General features: G+C 69.5%; 13 protein-coding genes. 11 read left to right on the top strand and 2 right to left on the bottom strand.

Features of this window, described 5'->3' with window-relative positions; translation table 11 throughout:
• Positions 1 to 22 precede the first annotated feature (22 nt).
• The 8 genes from ACZ5BU_RS29310 to ACZ5BU_RS29345 are packed head-to-tail and all read left to right on the top strand — an operon-like array spanning position 23 to position 9064.
• Complete coding sequence (locus ACZ5BU_RS29310) at positions 23 to 691, top strand: AAA family ATPase (RefSeq protein WP_465703668.1); 669 nt, start codon at positions 23 to 25, stop codon at positions 689 to 691.
• 5 nt (positions 692 to 696) lie between these two features.
• On the top strand, positions 697 to 1581 hold the full coding sequence (locus ACZ5BU_RS29315; RefSeq protein WP_465704251.1) for a glycosyltransferase family 2 protein: 885 nt from the start codon (positions 697 to 699) through the stop codon (positions 1579 to 1581).
• Entirely contained in the window at positions 1578 to 2729 is a 1152-nt protein-coding gene (locus ACZ5BU_RS29320) for a hypothetical protein (RefSeq protein WP_465703669.1), read from the top strand. The genes ACZ5BU_RS29315 and ACZ5BU_RS29320 overlap by 4 nt, the downstream gene beginning before the upstream one ends.
• Positions 2707 to 4770: an NAD-dependent epimerase/dehydratase family protein gene (locus tag ACZ5BU_RS29325; RefSeq protein ID WP_465703670.1), complete on the top strand. Its 2064-nt coding sequence runs from the start codon at positions 2707 to 2709 to the stop codon at positions 4768 to 4770. The genes ACZ5BU_RS29320 and ACZ5BU_RS29325 overlap by 23 nt, the downstream gene beginning before the upstream one ends.
• A 15-nt stretch (positions 4771 to 4785) precedes the next feature.
• Positions 4786 to 5940 carry a radical SAM protein gene (locus ACZ5BU_RS29330; RefSeq protein ID WP_465703671.1) on the top strand — a complete coding sequence of 385 codons (1155 nt, stop codon included), beginning with the start codon at positions 4786 to 4788 and terminating at the stop codon, positions 5938 to 5940.
• A gap of 10 nt (positions 5941 to 5950) precedes the next feature.
• The gene (locus ACZ5BU_RS29335; protein ID WP_465703672.1) at positions 5951 to 6859 is read left to right on the top strand and encodes a hypothetical protein; all 909 of its coding nucleotides are present in this window, start codon (positions 5951 to 5953) and stop codon (positions 6857 to 6859) included.
• 38 nt (positions 6860 to 6897) lie between these two features.
• Positions 6898 to 7875 (top strand): aKG-HExxH-type peptide beta-hydroxylase, encoded by a 978-nt coding sequence (locus ACZ5BU_RS29340; protein ID WP_465703673.1) that lies wholly within the window; start codon positions 6898 to 6900, stop codon positions 7873 to 7875.
• 13 nt (positions 7876 to 7888) lie between these two features.
• On the top strand, positions 7889 to 9064 hold the full coding sequence (locus ACZ5BU_RS29345) for a phosphotransferase (RefSeq protein WP_465703674.1): 1176 nt from the start codon (positions 7889 to 7891) through the stop codon (positions 9062 to 9064).
• Here the strand turns inward: ACZ5BU_RS29345 and ACZ5BU_RS29350 are convergent.
• Positions 9035 to 9628, bottom strand: coding sequence for a histidine phosphatase family protein (locus tag ACZ5BU_RS29350; RefSeq protein WP_465703675.1), 594 nt, complete (start codon positions 9626 to 9628; stop codon positions 9035 to 9037). The genes ACZ5BU_RS29345 and ACZ5BU_RS29350 overlap by 30 nt on opposite strands.
• Before the next feature lie 122 nt (positions 9629 to 9750).
• Here ACZ5BU_RS29350 and ACZ5BU_RS29355 point away from each other — a divergent pair, with 122 nt between their 5' ends.
• Genes ACZ5BU_RS29355 through ACZ5BU_RS29365 form a run of 3 tightly spaced genes read left to right on the top strand, consistent with a single transcriptional unit; the run spans position 9751 to position 12944 of the window.
• Positions 9751 to 10704 (top strand): class I SAM-dependent methyltransferase, encoded by a 954-nt coding sequence (locus ACZ5BU_RS29355; protein ID WP_465703676.1) that lies wholly within the window; start codon positions 9751 to 9753, stop codon positions 10702 to 10704.
• Entirely contained in the window at positions 10701 to 12263 is a 1563-nt protein-coding gene (locus ACZ5BU_RS29360; RefSeq protein ID WP_465703677.1) for an MBL fold metallo-hydrolase, read from the top strand. Before ACZ5BU_RS29355 ends, ACZ5BU_RS29360 begins: the two co-directional genes overlap by 4 nt.
• Before the next feature lie 12 nt (positions 12264 to 12275).
• Entirely contained in the window at positions 12276 to 12944 is a 669-nt protein-coding gene (locus ACZ5BU_RS29365; RefSeq protein ID WP_465703678.1) for a 2OG-Fe(II) oxygenase, read from the top strand.
• Positions 12945 to 12991: 47 nt separating this feature from the next.
• On the opposite strand, the gene ACZ5BU_RS29370 is transcribed toward ACZ5BU_RS29365, so the two are convergent.
• Entirely contained in the window at positions 12992 to 13420 is a 429-nt protein-coding gene (locus ACZ5BU_RS29370) for a helix-turn-helix transcriptional regulator (RefSeq protein ID WP_465703679.1), read from the bottom strand.
• Positions 13421 to 13587 lie beyond the last annotated feature (167 nt).

Below are 13587 nucleotides of genomic sequence, written 5' to 3' on the forward strand. Positions count from 1 at the left end.
CAACCGTTCACCTAGGAGCGCCGTGTCCACTCCAGCAAGACACCAATTCCTCGTCCTGGAAGGTATCGACGGGGCGGGCAAGACGACGACCGCCAGGCTGATCGCCGAACACGTGCGTGGCACCGGCCGGCCGTTGTCCCGGATCGGTCAGCACTCTTGGCTGGATCCGCAGGCCGCGCGCGTGATCATGGATGTCCGCGAGGACCGCCCGCATCGCCACACCCCCGAGCAGATCACCGAGGCGTACTTCAGGGACAAGGTGCTGCACGGGAGGGCGATCGAGGACCTCCTCAGCGATCGTGCCGTGCTGGCCGACCGGTACATCTTCAGCGACGCGGTCTACCTGGAGGTGCTGTACGGCGTCCCGGCGCGGAGAACGCTGGACCGGCACCACCGGGCCGGGAGCCTGCTGCCCGATCTCGTGGTCTACCTCGACGTCGCGGCGACCACCGCGGCGGAACGAGTCGTTGCCCGCGGCAAGAGCATGCGTCATTACGAGAATCGGTACACCTTGGACCAGGTGGCCCGGGTCTACCGGTCGGTCCTGCTGGAGGATCCGCCCCCGTACCTCCCTCCCGTGCACGTCTTCGAGAACACGGCGGGTGCCCATCGCGACGAGCGCATGGCCGAGCTCCTGCGCGCGATCGACGGCGCGGCCGTGGCCGGTACGCCCGTGCTGGAGCGGACGTGAGCCGGATGGCGGTGGTGATTCCGTGCTTCAACGCGGCGGACCTGGTCGGGAACCAGCTCTCCGCGCTCGCGGCACAACGACCGCGTGACGACTGGGACGTCGTACTGGTCGACGACGGCTCGACCGACGATCTGGCAGGTACGGTCCGCCGGTATGCGCCGAAGCTGCCCGGGGCGGTGCGTGTGGTTCGGCACAGCACCCGGCGGGGGACGGGTGCCGGCCGCAATTCGGGAGCACGCGCGGCGGCCACTGCCGACCGGCTGCTTTTCCTGGATGCCGACGACCTGATCGCCGACGACTACCTCGACGCGATGGCGGCGGCGCTGGAGGTCGACGAGTTCGTCACCGCGCGGATCGACTACCGGCGACTGAACCCGCCGGACGTCCTGCGGAGCACCCCACCGGACCAGCTCTGCGACATCCTGACCCCCAGCCTCTTCAAACCGCATGTACTGGGCGGACTGATGGGCATGTCCCGCCGGCTCTTCGACCTGATCGGGGGATTCGACGAACGGCTGCCGGCCCTGGCGGACGTCGACATCTCGTGGCGGGCGCAACTGGCCGGCGTGCCGATCGGCGTGGCCGGCACCACGGTGTCGGTCGGCGTGCGCAGTACCCAGCGCGGTCGATGGCGGCGCGGACGGTTCCAGGGCGGGGACATCGTCGCTCTGCGAGCGAAGTTCGCCGAGCACGGAGTCGAGCCGATCACCTGGGGCGAGCACCTCCGCGACTGGCTGAAGGTGCCTGCCCAGTTGCCACGGATCGCTGCTCCGGCGGGCCGATCCGGCCTCGTGTGGGAGACCGGCTGGCAGGTCGGCGTACTCACCGCGCTGGTGCGGCGGCGGGCGATGGTCTCGGCACCGTCGGCGGTTGTCCCGGAGGCGACATGATCGAGCTGTCCCGCGGATTGAACCCGCACGAAGCGGCCACGGCGGAGCCGGTCGTCCCTGGCCGGTCGTCGTTCGACCTGCTGCACGGTACGCCGTCGTACATCAATGTGCTCGACGCCTTGGGGGCGTGGGAGGCGGCGCTCGCGCTCCGTGCAACCACGGGCGTGGCCGCCTGCGCGTCGTTCAAGCACACCTCGCCCGCCGGTATCGCGCTGGCACGGCCGGTCGAGCCCGGGACCGGCGTGTTCGCGGACGGCGATCCGGTGCCGCCGACACCGTCGGCCAGTGCTGTCCTGCGAGCCCGGCGCACCTCGCCGAAGTGTGCGTACGGAGATCTCGTCGCCGTCTCCGAACCGGTGGACGAGGAGGAGGTCCCGTTCTTCGCGAACGCGATCGGGGTCATCGCCCCCGCGTTCTCGGCGCGAGCCGTCGAGCGGCTGTCCCGGTACAACCATGGCCGGTTCATCCTGCTCCGAGGGTCGGCGGATGCCTTCGCGGTGCCGAGCGCGCCGGCGCGAGCTGTTGTCGAGACCGGTGGTATGCGGCTCGCCCGAACAGGTCTTCCGCCGGCCGGTTTCGCGGGTGGGGTCCGGGTCGAGCACGGTGTGGCCGGCGATCCGCACGATCTGGCGGTCGCCGTCGTGACCGTGCGGCATGCACAGTCCAACGCGATGGTCTTCGTCAAGGACGGACTCACCACCGGTATCGGCATGGGTCAGCAGAACCGTCTGGACTGCACACGGCTGGCTGGTGGCCGAGCGGCCGTCTGGCAGCGTCGTTGCCATCCCGAGCTGGGTGCGTTGCGTTTCCGCGCGGACATCGGCCCGCACGAGCGCGCGGTCTGGCGGGCTCGGGTGGCCGAGGGTGACCTGACCGCTTCTGTCCGGGCCGACCTCGCGCGGGTACTGGCGAACCCGGCCGACGCGGATCACGAGTTCGACTGGACTCAGGCACCGGCCCCGCGGGGTCTGACGCTTGCCGCCGACAACCATTTCCCGTTCGTCGAGGTCGTCGAGCTCGCGGCGCGGCACGGTGTGACCCAGCTCGTCACCCCTGAGGGCTGCGCGGACAGCGCTGCGCTTCGTAAGGCCTGCGCCGAGTACGGCATGAACTGGATCGTGACCGGTGAACGCTTCTTCCGGCACTGACCGCCGGCCTGCCCCGCGCCCGTGGCAGGCGACCGGTTGGATCGCGCAGACCGCGACCCGGCTCGATCGACGGCTCGCCGAGCTCGGCATGCGGCGTACCGGACAGCTGCGGGAGGTACGGCGGTGGTCCTTGTCCGCGGTCCTGGCGGTGCCTACCGATCACGGCGTCCTGTTCTTCAAGCAGACCTACGCGGCCTTACAACACGAGGGTCCAGTGACCGCCGCGGTCGGACAGCGCTCGCCCGGCTCGGTGCCGGAGCTGGTTGGGTCCGCGCCGTGGCAGGAGGGTTGGCTGACCCGCGAGGTTGCCCTGCGGCCAGGTACAGACGAACCGCCGGCGCTCCGTGGGTCCGCCTTGGCGGCGCTGGTGGCGGTTCAGCGCCACTGGACGGGACTTACCGATGAGCTCACGGCTCTCGGGTGCTGGGACCGACGACCTGAGGCCCTGGCCGCCGCCGCGCCGGCATTGCTGGAGCCGGACCTTCTCGGCGCGGTGGAAGGCCCACCCGAGGCAACGTTGTCGGCCGGGGAGTACCGACGCGTTGCCGATGCCGCCGGGCGGCTCTCGGCCATCTGCGCGGAGCTGACCGCGGCGCCGCCGGGGAACACGCTGGTCCACGGCGATCTCCATCCCGGGAACTGGGGCATCGCCCGTGACGACGGGCGGACAGTCCTGCTGGATTGGGCCGAGGCCGCCGTCGGCCATCCCTGCTACGACATCGCGCCGGCCCTGCGCAGTGCCCCCGACGCCCGGATCCGCCGCTCCGCCGTGGACCGGTACGTCGAGGCGTGGGACGGCGTACTCGATCGCCGCGACCTGCTCGACATCTGCCGGCTGGCCGAGCCGGTTGCCGTCCTCAACCAGTTGGTCACCTACGCCGGTCTCCTCCAGGAGGCAGAACCTCAGGATCGCCGCGGCTGGCGGCTCCGCCTGGTGCTGTGGGCCCGGCAGCTGGTCCCGGCCGTCGTCCGGGCAGTCGGCCCGGCACGCGTCACCTCGAAGCCACGCCCCGAACTCAAGGAGAAGCCCATGTGGAACCCAGACTCTCCGGGCGCGCCGGTGCTCGTGACCGGTGGCGCCGGATTCATCGGCAGCCACCTCGTGCGAGCTCTGGCGGACCGCGGCCACGAGGTCGTGGTGCTCGACGACCTGTCCACGGGTCGTGCCGAGTCGGTGGCGGATCTTGCGGGCGTGACGCTCGTCCGCGGCAGCGTGATGGACGTCGACGACGTCGCGACGGCTGCAGAGGGGATCGGCCTGGTCGTCCATCTGGCCGGGATCGTCGGCATGCGACTTGCCGCTCGTCAGTCGGCCTACGCATACGATGTCGGCTTCCACGGCACGAGGAACGTGCTGGCGGTCACTGGCGACGTACCTGCTGTTCTCGTGTCGAGCTCCGCGGTCTACGGTCTCTCCGACGGCTCGGTGGCGCTGCGCGAGGACGTCCCGGTTGACCGCAGTACACCGCTGGACTACGACGGCGGCCGACCCGGGTACGCCACGGGCAAGTGGGAGCTCGAGCGGCTGGGAGCCGAGGCCGCACGATCGCGACCGGTCCTGACGGTCCGTCCGTTCAACGTCGTCGGCCCCGGGCAACGTGGGCGCTACGGCATGGTGCTGCCGACCTTCCTGCGGCAAGCGGCCGCCGGCGAGCCGCTGACCGTGCACGGTGACGGAACACAGCGCCGGTGTTTCACCGACGTCGATCAGTTCACCGAGCGACTGCTTCGTCTCGCCGGAAGTACGGCGGCCTGGCGCGCGGAGCCGGCCGTCTTCAACATCGGGTCGAACCGCGAAACCACCATCAACGAGTTGGCCCGGCTGGTGCTCGAGGTGACCGGGAGTGCGGCCGGTACCACGTACGTGCCCTACACGTCGGTCTTCCCCGGACGGACCGACGTCACCGGGCGGGTCCCGTCGCTCGCGGCGCTCGACGCGGCGGTCGGGGCGACCGAGTGGCTCGACATCGCCGCGCTGGTCGGCAAGACCGCGCACAGCCGGACGGCCGGATCGCCCGGCGTCCTTGCAGAACGTCACTGAGAAGGGTGTTTGGCCATGGAACTCAGAATGCCGGAGCGCGACGACACCGTACTGGCGATACTCAAGCTGCCGGGCGAGATCTGCAACATCAACTGCCACTACTGCTACGAGCGCCGCAAGCCGTATCCGAACGCGCTGATGATGAAGCCCGAGGTGCTGCGGAACTTCCTCCGGCTCTGCGGCGGGCGCCCGCTGGCGATCGAGTTGCACGGCGGCGAGCCGTTGCTGATCGGCCGCAAGCGGATGGGGCCGCTCTTCGAGGAGCTGAAGGCCTACGAGGGGCCGATGACGATCGCCATGCAGACCAACGGCATCCTGCTGGACAACGCGTGGCTGGACTTCTTCGATGAGCACTGGCCCGGCATCGAGATCGGGGTGAGCCTGGACGGCGACGAGCAGGGCAACGCGCACCGGGTCGACTTCAAGGACCTGCCCACCTATCCGAAGGTCGTCAAGGCCCTGGAGGGCCTGGCTGCCCGCGGACGCAACGTGGGAGTGATCGCGGTGGTCACCCGCCGGATCCTCGGCCGGGCGAGCGAGATCCTCGACACGCTGAGCGCTTTCGAGGCAGTCAAGGTGATCAAGCTGTCCGGCTGCCTGGACTTCAACGTGACCACGAAGGACTATCGCACGGCCAACCGCAGATCGCTGCAGGTCCTGAATCCCGACGGTGTCGGCATGCCGGGCTGGGCGACCACGCCCGAGGAGTACGCCGACTTCCTCATCGAGGCCTTCGAGCACTGGCTGGGTACCGGCGGCTATCAGCGCTACGTCCTGGAGCCGTTCTTCAGCGTGATCCGGTCGCTGGCCGACCTGCCGACGAGCTACACGGGCTACAGCCTGCGCAAGGAGCCGTTCGTCGTCACGCTCTACCCGGACGGCCGGATCGGCAGCTCGGACGAGCTCAGCATGCCCGCCGCACTGCTCGGCACCGTCGACACCGCGACCAGCCTGGAGGACCTGCTGACGATGAACAGCAATACCAAGCTGCGCGACGGACTGACCAACCTGCTCGCGCAGTGCACCGGGTGCTCGCACGAGGCGTCCTGCCGCGGCGGCGCGCTGCCCGAGCGGTTGCGCTTCGAAGGGACCGGCTTCGAGGACCGGTACTGCGATTACCGGCGCAAGGTCATCGATCACGTCTCGGCCGCGCTGCCGGTCAGCGCCTGAGGGGGGCGACATGTTCCTGCTGCCCGTTGTCGACGACGACAACTCCGACAACCACCGGTGGAACGCCTCACTGGACGGCCGGGCGATCCACTCGTTCCTGCTGTGGGTCGAGCCGTACAGCAACGCCGCCGGCGGAGGTTGTGCGCGCGATCGCGCACTGGCCGGGATCTGCGCCACCGGGGCGGTCGAGGTACCGGACCCACTCCCGGGTGGGGCCGTGATCAGGCTCGCGAACGGCCCCTCGGTCGTGGTGCTCAGGTCCTCCGACGACGTCGTACCGGAGCTCGACGCCCCTGACGTGTTCACCCGGACCGCGGTTGAAGCCGCCGTACAGACCCTGCACAGTGTCGGATTGCGCTATCTGATCGACCTTGCCGTCGGAGTGATCGTCGTGGCCGACGCGCCGGTGCCGGACAGCGTCAGCCAGTTGTCCGATCTGGCCTGGCTGCAGGTCGCCGGGGCCGAGCCGACAGCGTGGGCGGAGGCGCTCGTGCGTGAGGCCGCTCGCTCCTGGATGGGTCAGTGGCTTCACGTCGAGGAGAACGTCGGAATGCGGTCCGGGCCGTTGCCGGACACCGACGAGAGGTGGCTGACGGGTTTGTTCGCCGACTGCCTGGCCTTCCAGCTGCACGACCGGCTGGCGCGCACAGCCGGGCCGATGCAGGAGTCCGCGGCCCGGCGGAGTTCAGTCCTGCTCGAGCAGTTGCGCGCCGAGCGTTCCGGCCTGACGGACCGGCTCGGCCGGATCACCGGAATGGGGATCGTCGCCGAGCTGATCGGGACCAGCTATCCGTGCTGGAACCGCCGGCAGTTCGCCGTCAAGTCTCCGTTCGACTACATCCGCGAGATCCGTCCGCTCACGGACGCCGAGCGGACCGAACACCTCGCCAAATGGTGCGCGCCGAGCGCTGTGCGCTGACCACACCGCCGATCCCATCGCAGAGAATCGAGAGTCACATGCTTGACACCGACACCGACACCGACACCGCCCTTGCCGAGCAGCAGACCGTGCTGACGACGGCCATGGTGGGCGAACGCCTCGCGCGGCAGCGCGCCGTACTCGCGAGCCTGCGCTCGCTGGTCCCAGGCATCGAACTGAGCGAGAGCAGAGACGTCCCGGATGCGTTCGACAACGCGGTCCTGCACCACGCCTTTCAGCAAGCGCAGCTGGCCGCCCGGACAACGGACCCCGAGCGCGCCATGCGAGCGGTGCGCCTGTGGCAGCAACGCGACGAGCTGCGAAAGCGCGCGGTGCCTACAGCCGTCGGTCCGGTGCTGGTCGTCGACGCCGACGACTGCACGCCCGTCGACGACGATCGGCTTGGAAGCCGGATGCTGCTGCTCGACGAGTCCACCCCCTCGAGCGCAGCGGGAGACGAGCGGGTTGCCACCGTGCTGAACGCGGCCATCGACGCCGCACTCGCCACCGGCAGCGACGTCGTGCGTTCCTCGACCGCCGTGGTCGTCCGCGTGCGGCAGATCGCTCTGCACGAGGTCAGCCACAGCCACACCCTCGACTTCCTCCCGGGAACCGTCGTGCTGGACTGGCCGGACGAGGCGCTTCGGCTAGGGGAGACGCTGGTGCACGAGGCCACCCACTCCTGGCTCAACGAGACCCTGGTCGCCGAAGGGGTGGAGTTCCCGGACGACGCGCCGACCTTCCACTCGCCGTGGCGCAACGAGGAGCGACCCGCGTTCGGCATCGTTCACGCTGCGCTGGCCTTCGCGAACGTGATTCACTATCTCGCGCGTATCCAGCCGGATCCGCAGGACGCCTCACCGCTGGCTGCGGTCCTCCGGCAGCGCCTCGCCGTCGAGCTGGAGTCGCTGGAGATCGGTCACGAGGCTGCGCTTGCCTGCTTCGAGCAGGTCAGCAGCGACCGCCTGCGCTCCTACCTGCACGACGCGATCGCCGCCGTCCGGAAAGCCGCCTGAAGGAGAGACAGCCATGGAAGGCCCGCCGTACCACCACGAGGACGGCCACCTCGAGATCGACCCTGCGCAGGCGCAGGCGCCGGTACGGCTGCTGCTCGGCGACCCGGACGCGCACATCACCTCGGTGTCGTCCGAGCCGGTCGTGTACGACAGCTGGAGCCGGGCGAGCGACGGCCTGCATCTCGTCCGCGGTACGGCGCAGGTCCGCGGTGCGGAGCGGCCGTGGGAGCTGATCCTCAAGCAGGTCGTCCACCGGCAGTGGACGCCGTCCCGCCGGGATCTGGCCCGTCAGATCGACGACGGTGGCGAAGGACCGGCCGACTGGGCGTACTGGCGGCGCGAAGCACTCGCGTTGGCATCGCCCGACCTGACTGCAATCTTCACGCCGGCCTTCCGGGCGCCACGCTGTCTGGCAATCGAGGAGTTGCCCGGAGACCGGTTGCGGCTGTGGTTGGAGAAGGTCGACGGCACGCCGGGAACGGAGTGGAAGGCCGACGACCTGCTCGCGACGGCCGAGGAGGCGGGCGCGTTCCACGCGCGGTCGGTCGGCGTGGCCGGCACCGACCACGAGTGGTTCTGTCGCCCGTTCCTCGAGCAGGCCGCGCTGCAGGAGCGTTTCGCTGTGGTCGACCGCGCAGTACGGGCGTGGGGCACGGCGGACGCGGCCCTGCGCTCAGTGGTATCGGCGAAGGACATCGCCGCACTCCGGACGCTGCAGGAGCATCACGCTGAGGTGGTGGCCCGGACGCGCCGGATGCGGGCGGTCGTGCTGCACCGCGACTTGACTCCGCGGAACGTCTTCCAGACGGCGGACGGAACGGTCGCCATCGACTGGGGGCAGACAGGTCGCGGACCGGCGGGCGAGGACCTGGCGACGCTCGTCCTGACCTCGGTGAGCGCGGATCGTATCGATCCCGCCGATCTGGGCGACCTCGGCCGGGCTGCTCTCGAGCGGCATCGACGCGGGGCAGGCGGCCTGCTCGACCCGGGCGACACCGCGTTGGCCTACCGCCTGGTCGCCGGCTACCACTTCGGGCTGCCGCTGGCCCGGTTCGTCGAGCGGCTGGCGGAGATGTCCGCCGAGGAGCGCGCGGCGGCCGCGCAGGATCGGTCCACGCGCGGCCGGATCGTGGTGATGGCATCGCTCCTGAGTGACGTACTACCCGACCTTCAGACGCTGGGTGGCTGAGCGGCCGTCGTCCGGGTGCATCCCGGTCATCGACAAGCGGCCGGCCTCGAAGCGCAGCCGGAACCAGCCGCCACGCCCGACGATGCGGGGGAGTGGGCACTCGAAGGCCGCGGCGAGGTGGACGAGGACGGCCGGGATGAGATCGCCGTGTGAGCACAGCACGACCTGGCCGCCGTTGTGCCGGGACACGAGTTCGTCGACGAGGCTCATACCGCGACCGGCGGCCCAGGCGCCACCGAGCGCTTGGCCGACCGGAGCGAACGTGCCCTCGGTCCAGGCCGTGGGCTCGAGGAAGCCTCGCGCCTCCCGGAGCCGCTCGTCGACGGTGATCGGTGCTCCGGCGGCAGCCGCCAGCGGCTCGACCGACTGCCGGCAGCGGGCCGACGGGCTGGTGTAGACGGCCTGCACGCCCTCGGCAGCCACCACGGCCAGGACCGCGGCCTCCTGGAAGCCCTTCTCGCTCAGCGGACGTTTGTCGTCGTCCGCTCCCGCCCACTCGCCGCGTGGGACCGAAGAACAGTGTGGCAGGACGTCCAGGACCGTCGGAGCAGCGTCGGAGAACATGCCGACCATTATGCGGTCGGGTCCATCGGACCGCCAAAATAGCGGATATCAGCAATGTCGTTCCGGGCCGACCGATTCCGGTGATAGAAGCGAATGTGACAAATTCCGGCAGGGGAGCGCGAATGACAGTGGCGCGGCAATCCGTCGAGCAGATTTCCGCCGCTTTCCTGAGAAACGGCGGCCCGGCCGTCTGTCCGCATTTGCCGGATGTTGCCGCACTGAGTGATTCCGCCCTTGCGGAACTGCCAGGGCTGCCCTACGGCGACGAGGCCTTCAGCCGCCGCCTGCTCCGCGAACAGCTCGACCCGGCCACCACAGACTCCTCACGTCCGCCCGCCCTTGTCGGTCGTCAGCTGAGCTGGCTCGGGCGCCGGCTTCCGGGGCGAGCTGCCGGGGACGTTCTGCACCCGTTGTGTGGCCCGGGCGTTTGGGCCGAAGCACTGCAGGCGCACGGCGCGACGTCGTACGTCGGTATCGACGCTGGGCCGGCGGTCGTTGCGTACGCGCGTGACAGGCTCGCGTCGGTGCCGCAGTGTGCCTTCGTCCTGGGCGATGTCACTGATCCCGGCATGCTGCCGCCCGATCGCGTCTTCGACACCGTGTTGCTCTCTTACGACGCCTTCAACTTCTTCACTCCGCTGCAGGCCGAGGCGCTGCTCGACAGTCTGGTACGGCGACTGCGTCCCGGAGGCATCCTGCTGCTCGACCTCCGGCTCGCCGAGGACGGTGCCATCGGCTTCGACGACGGGCGGCAGGTCGAGCGACGACCGAACGGGTCGGTCTTCCGGGACGGCCCGCACCTGCTGCTCGGCGAAGGGTTCGTCGCCGCCGACGGCCGGTTGATCGGTCACCGCATCATTGCCGTGGGCACCGATGCCGGCGACCCGGCGCCGGCCGTCTTCCACTCCGTGCTGCACGTGCCGACTCTCGCCGCACTGACCGCCCAGCTGGCCGCGCTGGGGCTGGAGATCCGCGTCGCCGGGCAACCCTTCGCCGGCACCAGTGACCCGAACTTGCGCCGCCACCTCGTTGCCGCCACCCCGTCCACCGCCGACCGATTCGTGGAGACGCTGTGAAGATCACGTTCCTGGGACATGCCGGCCTGCTCGTCGAGACCGGCGATGTCCGCCTGGCCTGCGATCCGTGGTTCTCCGCGGGTGGAGCCTTCCTGTCCGGCTGGCACCAGTTGCCTGACAACAGTCACTGCGCCAGCCTGATGGACACGGCGACCCACGTCTACGTCTCGCACGATCATCAGGATCACTTCGACGCGGATGTCCTCGCTGCTCTCGATCCGCGGGTCACCTTGCTGATGCCGGACTACCCGCTGCCGAGCTGGCGCCGGCTGACCCGGACACTGCAGGCGCCGGCGCCGACGTTGCTACGGGACGACGAAGTGTTCGTTGCCGGTACGTTGCGGCTGCGCTTGATGATCTCTCCGACGCCACGGCATCAGGACTCGGCGTTGATCATCGAGGACACCGCCACTGGTGAAGTCGTCGTGAACCTCAACGACTGTCAGGTCGACCGTGACCAGTTGGCGACGATCCGGACGCGGCACCCGCGCGTGGACGTCGTCCTGGCCCAGTTCTCCGGCGCGACCTGGTTCCCGTTCGTGTACGACTTCTCGGCCGCGGAGCAGGACGCGGCGGCCGAGCGGAAGCGGATCAACTCGATGCGCCGCTGGGACCGGTACATGCGGGCGCTGGAGCCACGGATCGCCGTCGCCTTCGCCGGTCCGCCGGCGCTGCTGGATCCGGAAATCGCGCCGTACTTCCTGTCACCGTCGTCGGTCTTCACCACCCCACCGCAGTTGCTGGACTGGCTCCAGGACGAGCACCCCGAGCTGGCCAAGCGAACGGAGGCGCCGCTGCCGGGCGACATCCTCGACGTGGCGAGCGGATCGATGACGCGCGCCGCCGGGATGCACTCGAGCTTCGACTGGTCCGATCTGCAGCCGTACCTCGAGGAGTACGCAAAGCGGCGCGCCCCGGCGATCGCCGCAGTACTGAACGAGCATCCGTACCCCACGGGTGACCTTTACCCGGCGTTCGCCGCGCACTTCACCGAGCTCTTCATGGCGGGCGAGGTGCTGTGCAGTGCCGTGGACGCCCTGGTCGCCTTCGACGTTCGCGGGCCCGGCGGTGGGTTCTGGCTCGTCGACTTCCGGGACTTGAGTGTCCGGCCGGGGCGTGGGGAGAACGAGCTGCCCGACTACCGCTTCACGATCGAGTCCAGATTCCTTCCGCACATCTTCGCCGGTGAGGCGAGCTGGGAGGAGTTCTTCTTCTCGTTCCGCTTCACCGCGTGGCGCCCGGGCATCGCTGCCTACAACGAGGAGCTGATGTCGGTCCTTCGGTGCAGCTCGCCGGGTGACCTTGCCGAGTACCTGCATCAGCTGCGGTTGCGGAGCGATCGGCGTGCAGGGACGTTCCGGCTCTGTACCGCCGCGGGGACGTTCACCGTGTCGGACACCTGTCCGCATCTTGGCGGACGGCTCGGTCCGGAGGACTACGACCCGGATCTGCACGCCGTCGTGTGTCCACAGCACGGCTGGCGCTTCTCGCTACCCACCGGCGACTGTGCGAACGGGCGGGCGGTCCTCGGCGTGCGGCCGGTTCCGGACACCGACTGAGGACCGACATCCGTGACAACAGGAGGAAACGTGATCAACTTCGCCGCGCTGGAAGCGCAACTCGACGCGCACCCCGCGAATGGCTTCTCGGCCACGCCGTTCCCACATTGGGTCTGGGACGGTGTGCTGCTCCCCGACGCCGCCCGCGCCGCCGCGGCAGGCTATCCGGACACCTCGGTGATGATTGCCAAGCCCGGACTTCCGCGGTGGCACTCCCAGGATCGTGCGCTGGCGGGGACGGCCTTGCAGGAGCTGTGCTCTGCCTTGCTCGGGAACGACGTCCTGGCCGTCGTCGAGAAGGCGACCGGGACGGCCGGCCTGCGTACCGAGCCCGACGGTGATTGGGGCAGCTACCGGCTGATGGGCAGCGGGGCCGTGCATCACGCCCACGTCGGATCGAACCGCCATCCCGAGACAGGCCGCCTTCGGCGCTACTCGTTGTTCACCTACATCGCGGAGGACTGGCGACCCGAGTTCGGCGGGTGGCTCGAGCTCGGTGCGCCGGACTCCGACGAACCACGGACCCGCATTCTTCCGGAGTTCACTCGCAGCGTGCTGATCGAGACGACCGCCCGCTCGCTGCACGGTGTGTCCGCCGTACTGACCGCGGCGCCCACCACCCGCAAGACCGTGACGGTCCACTTCTGGTCCGAGGCGGACGGAGCTCCGGCCGGGTCGTGAGCCGACCCTGCCCTTGCGGACCTGATGGCCGCAAGGGCAGGGCTTCCTCAGCAGCCGGTCCGGTTGCAGCTCAGTCCCAGGGCGGAGCAGTCGGCCCGGGTTCGGGTACAGCCGGCCGGTAGATCGGTGCGGCCGCCGATGGCCACCCCGAGCTGAAACCGGTTCTCGACCCCAAGCCGGTCCATCAGGGACCGGAGCATGTTGGTCACGGTGCGGGGACTGACGCCAAGCCGGTGGGCGGCGCTGCTGTCGGTATGCCCGGCCAGGAGCAGACTGAGCAGTTTCCGCTGCCGATCGTCGATCGGGAGATCCATGGAGAGTCTGTCCACCACGCCGGGTCGCGGCCGGCCGGGCCGCTGCGTACCGTCCCCTGCGCATCGCTCGCTCTGACGTAGCAACCCGTCGTCGGTGGAATTGTGCACTTCGACCCCCGGCATCATCTCGGGCTCCGAGGTATTTCGTGGCGCGATGCTCAAGACTGTTCATTGATTCAGCGCACGCCGGCATGCATTCTCGGAGCTCGGGCTTTGTGTGGACGTAACGATTCGGCTCCGCCCGGCAGTAGCTCGAACGAACCTCGGTTGCCCGGGCGAAGTAACAATCCGCTACGGCGAGTATATGTACTCGCGATGATGATCGGCAG

It is taken from the genome of Kribbella sp. NPDC031520 (assembly GCF_055580825.1).

Coding starts and splice junctions, on each gene's coding strand:
- ACZ5BU_RS29315 (WP_465704251.1), top strand. CDS start 697: ATGGCGGTGGTGATTCCGTGCTTCAACGCGGCGGACCTGGTCGGGAAC.
- ACZ5BU_RS29320 (WP_465703669.1), top strand. CDS start 1,578: ATGATCGAGCTGTCCCGCGGATTGAACCCGCACGAAGCGGCCACGGCG.
- ACZ5BU_RS29330 (WP_465703671.1), top strand. CDS start 4,786: ATGGAACTCAGAATGCCGGAGCGCGACGACACCGTACTGGCGATACTC.
- ACZ5BU_RS29335 (WP_465703672.1), top strand. CDS start 5,951: ATGTTCCTGCTGCCCGTTGTCGACGACGACAACTCCGACAACCACCGG.
- ACZ5BU_RS29340 (WP_465703673.1), top strand. CDS start 6,898: ATGCTTGACACCGACACCGACACCGACACCGCCCTTGCCGAGCAGCAG.
- ACZ5BU_RS29345 (WP_465703674.1), top strand. CDS start 7,889: ATGGAAGGCCCGCCGTACCACCACGAGGACGGCCACCTCGAGATCGAC.
- ACZ5BU_RS29350 (WP_465703675.1), bottom strand. CDS start 9,628: ATGTTCTCCGACGCTGCTCCGACGGTCCTGGACGTCCTGCCACACTGT.
- ACZ5BU_RS29355 (WP_465703676.1), top strand. CDS start 9,751: ATGACAGTGGCGCGGCAATCCGTCGAGCAGATTTCCGCCGCTTTCCTG.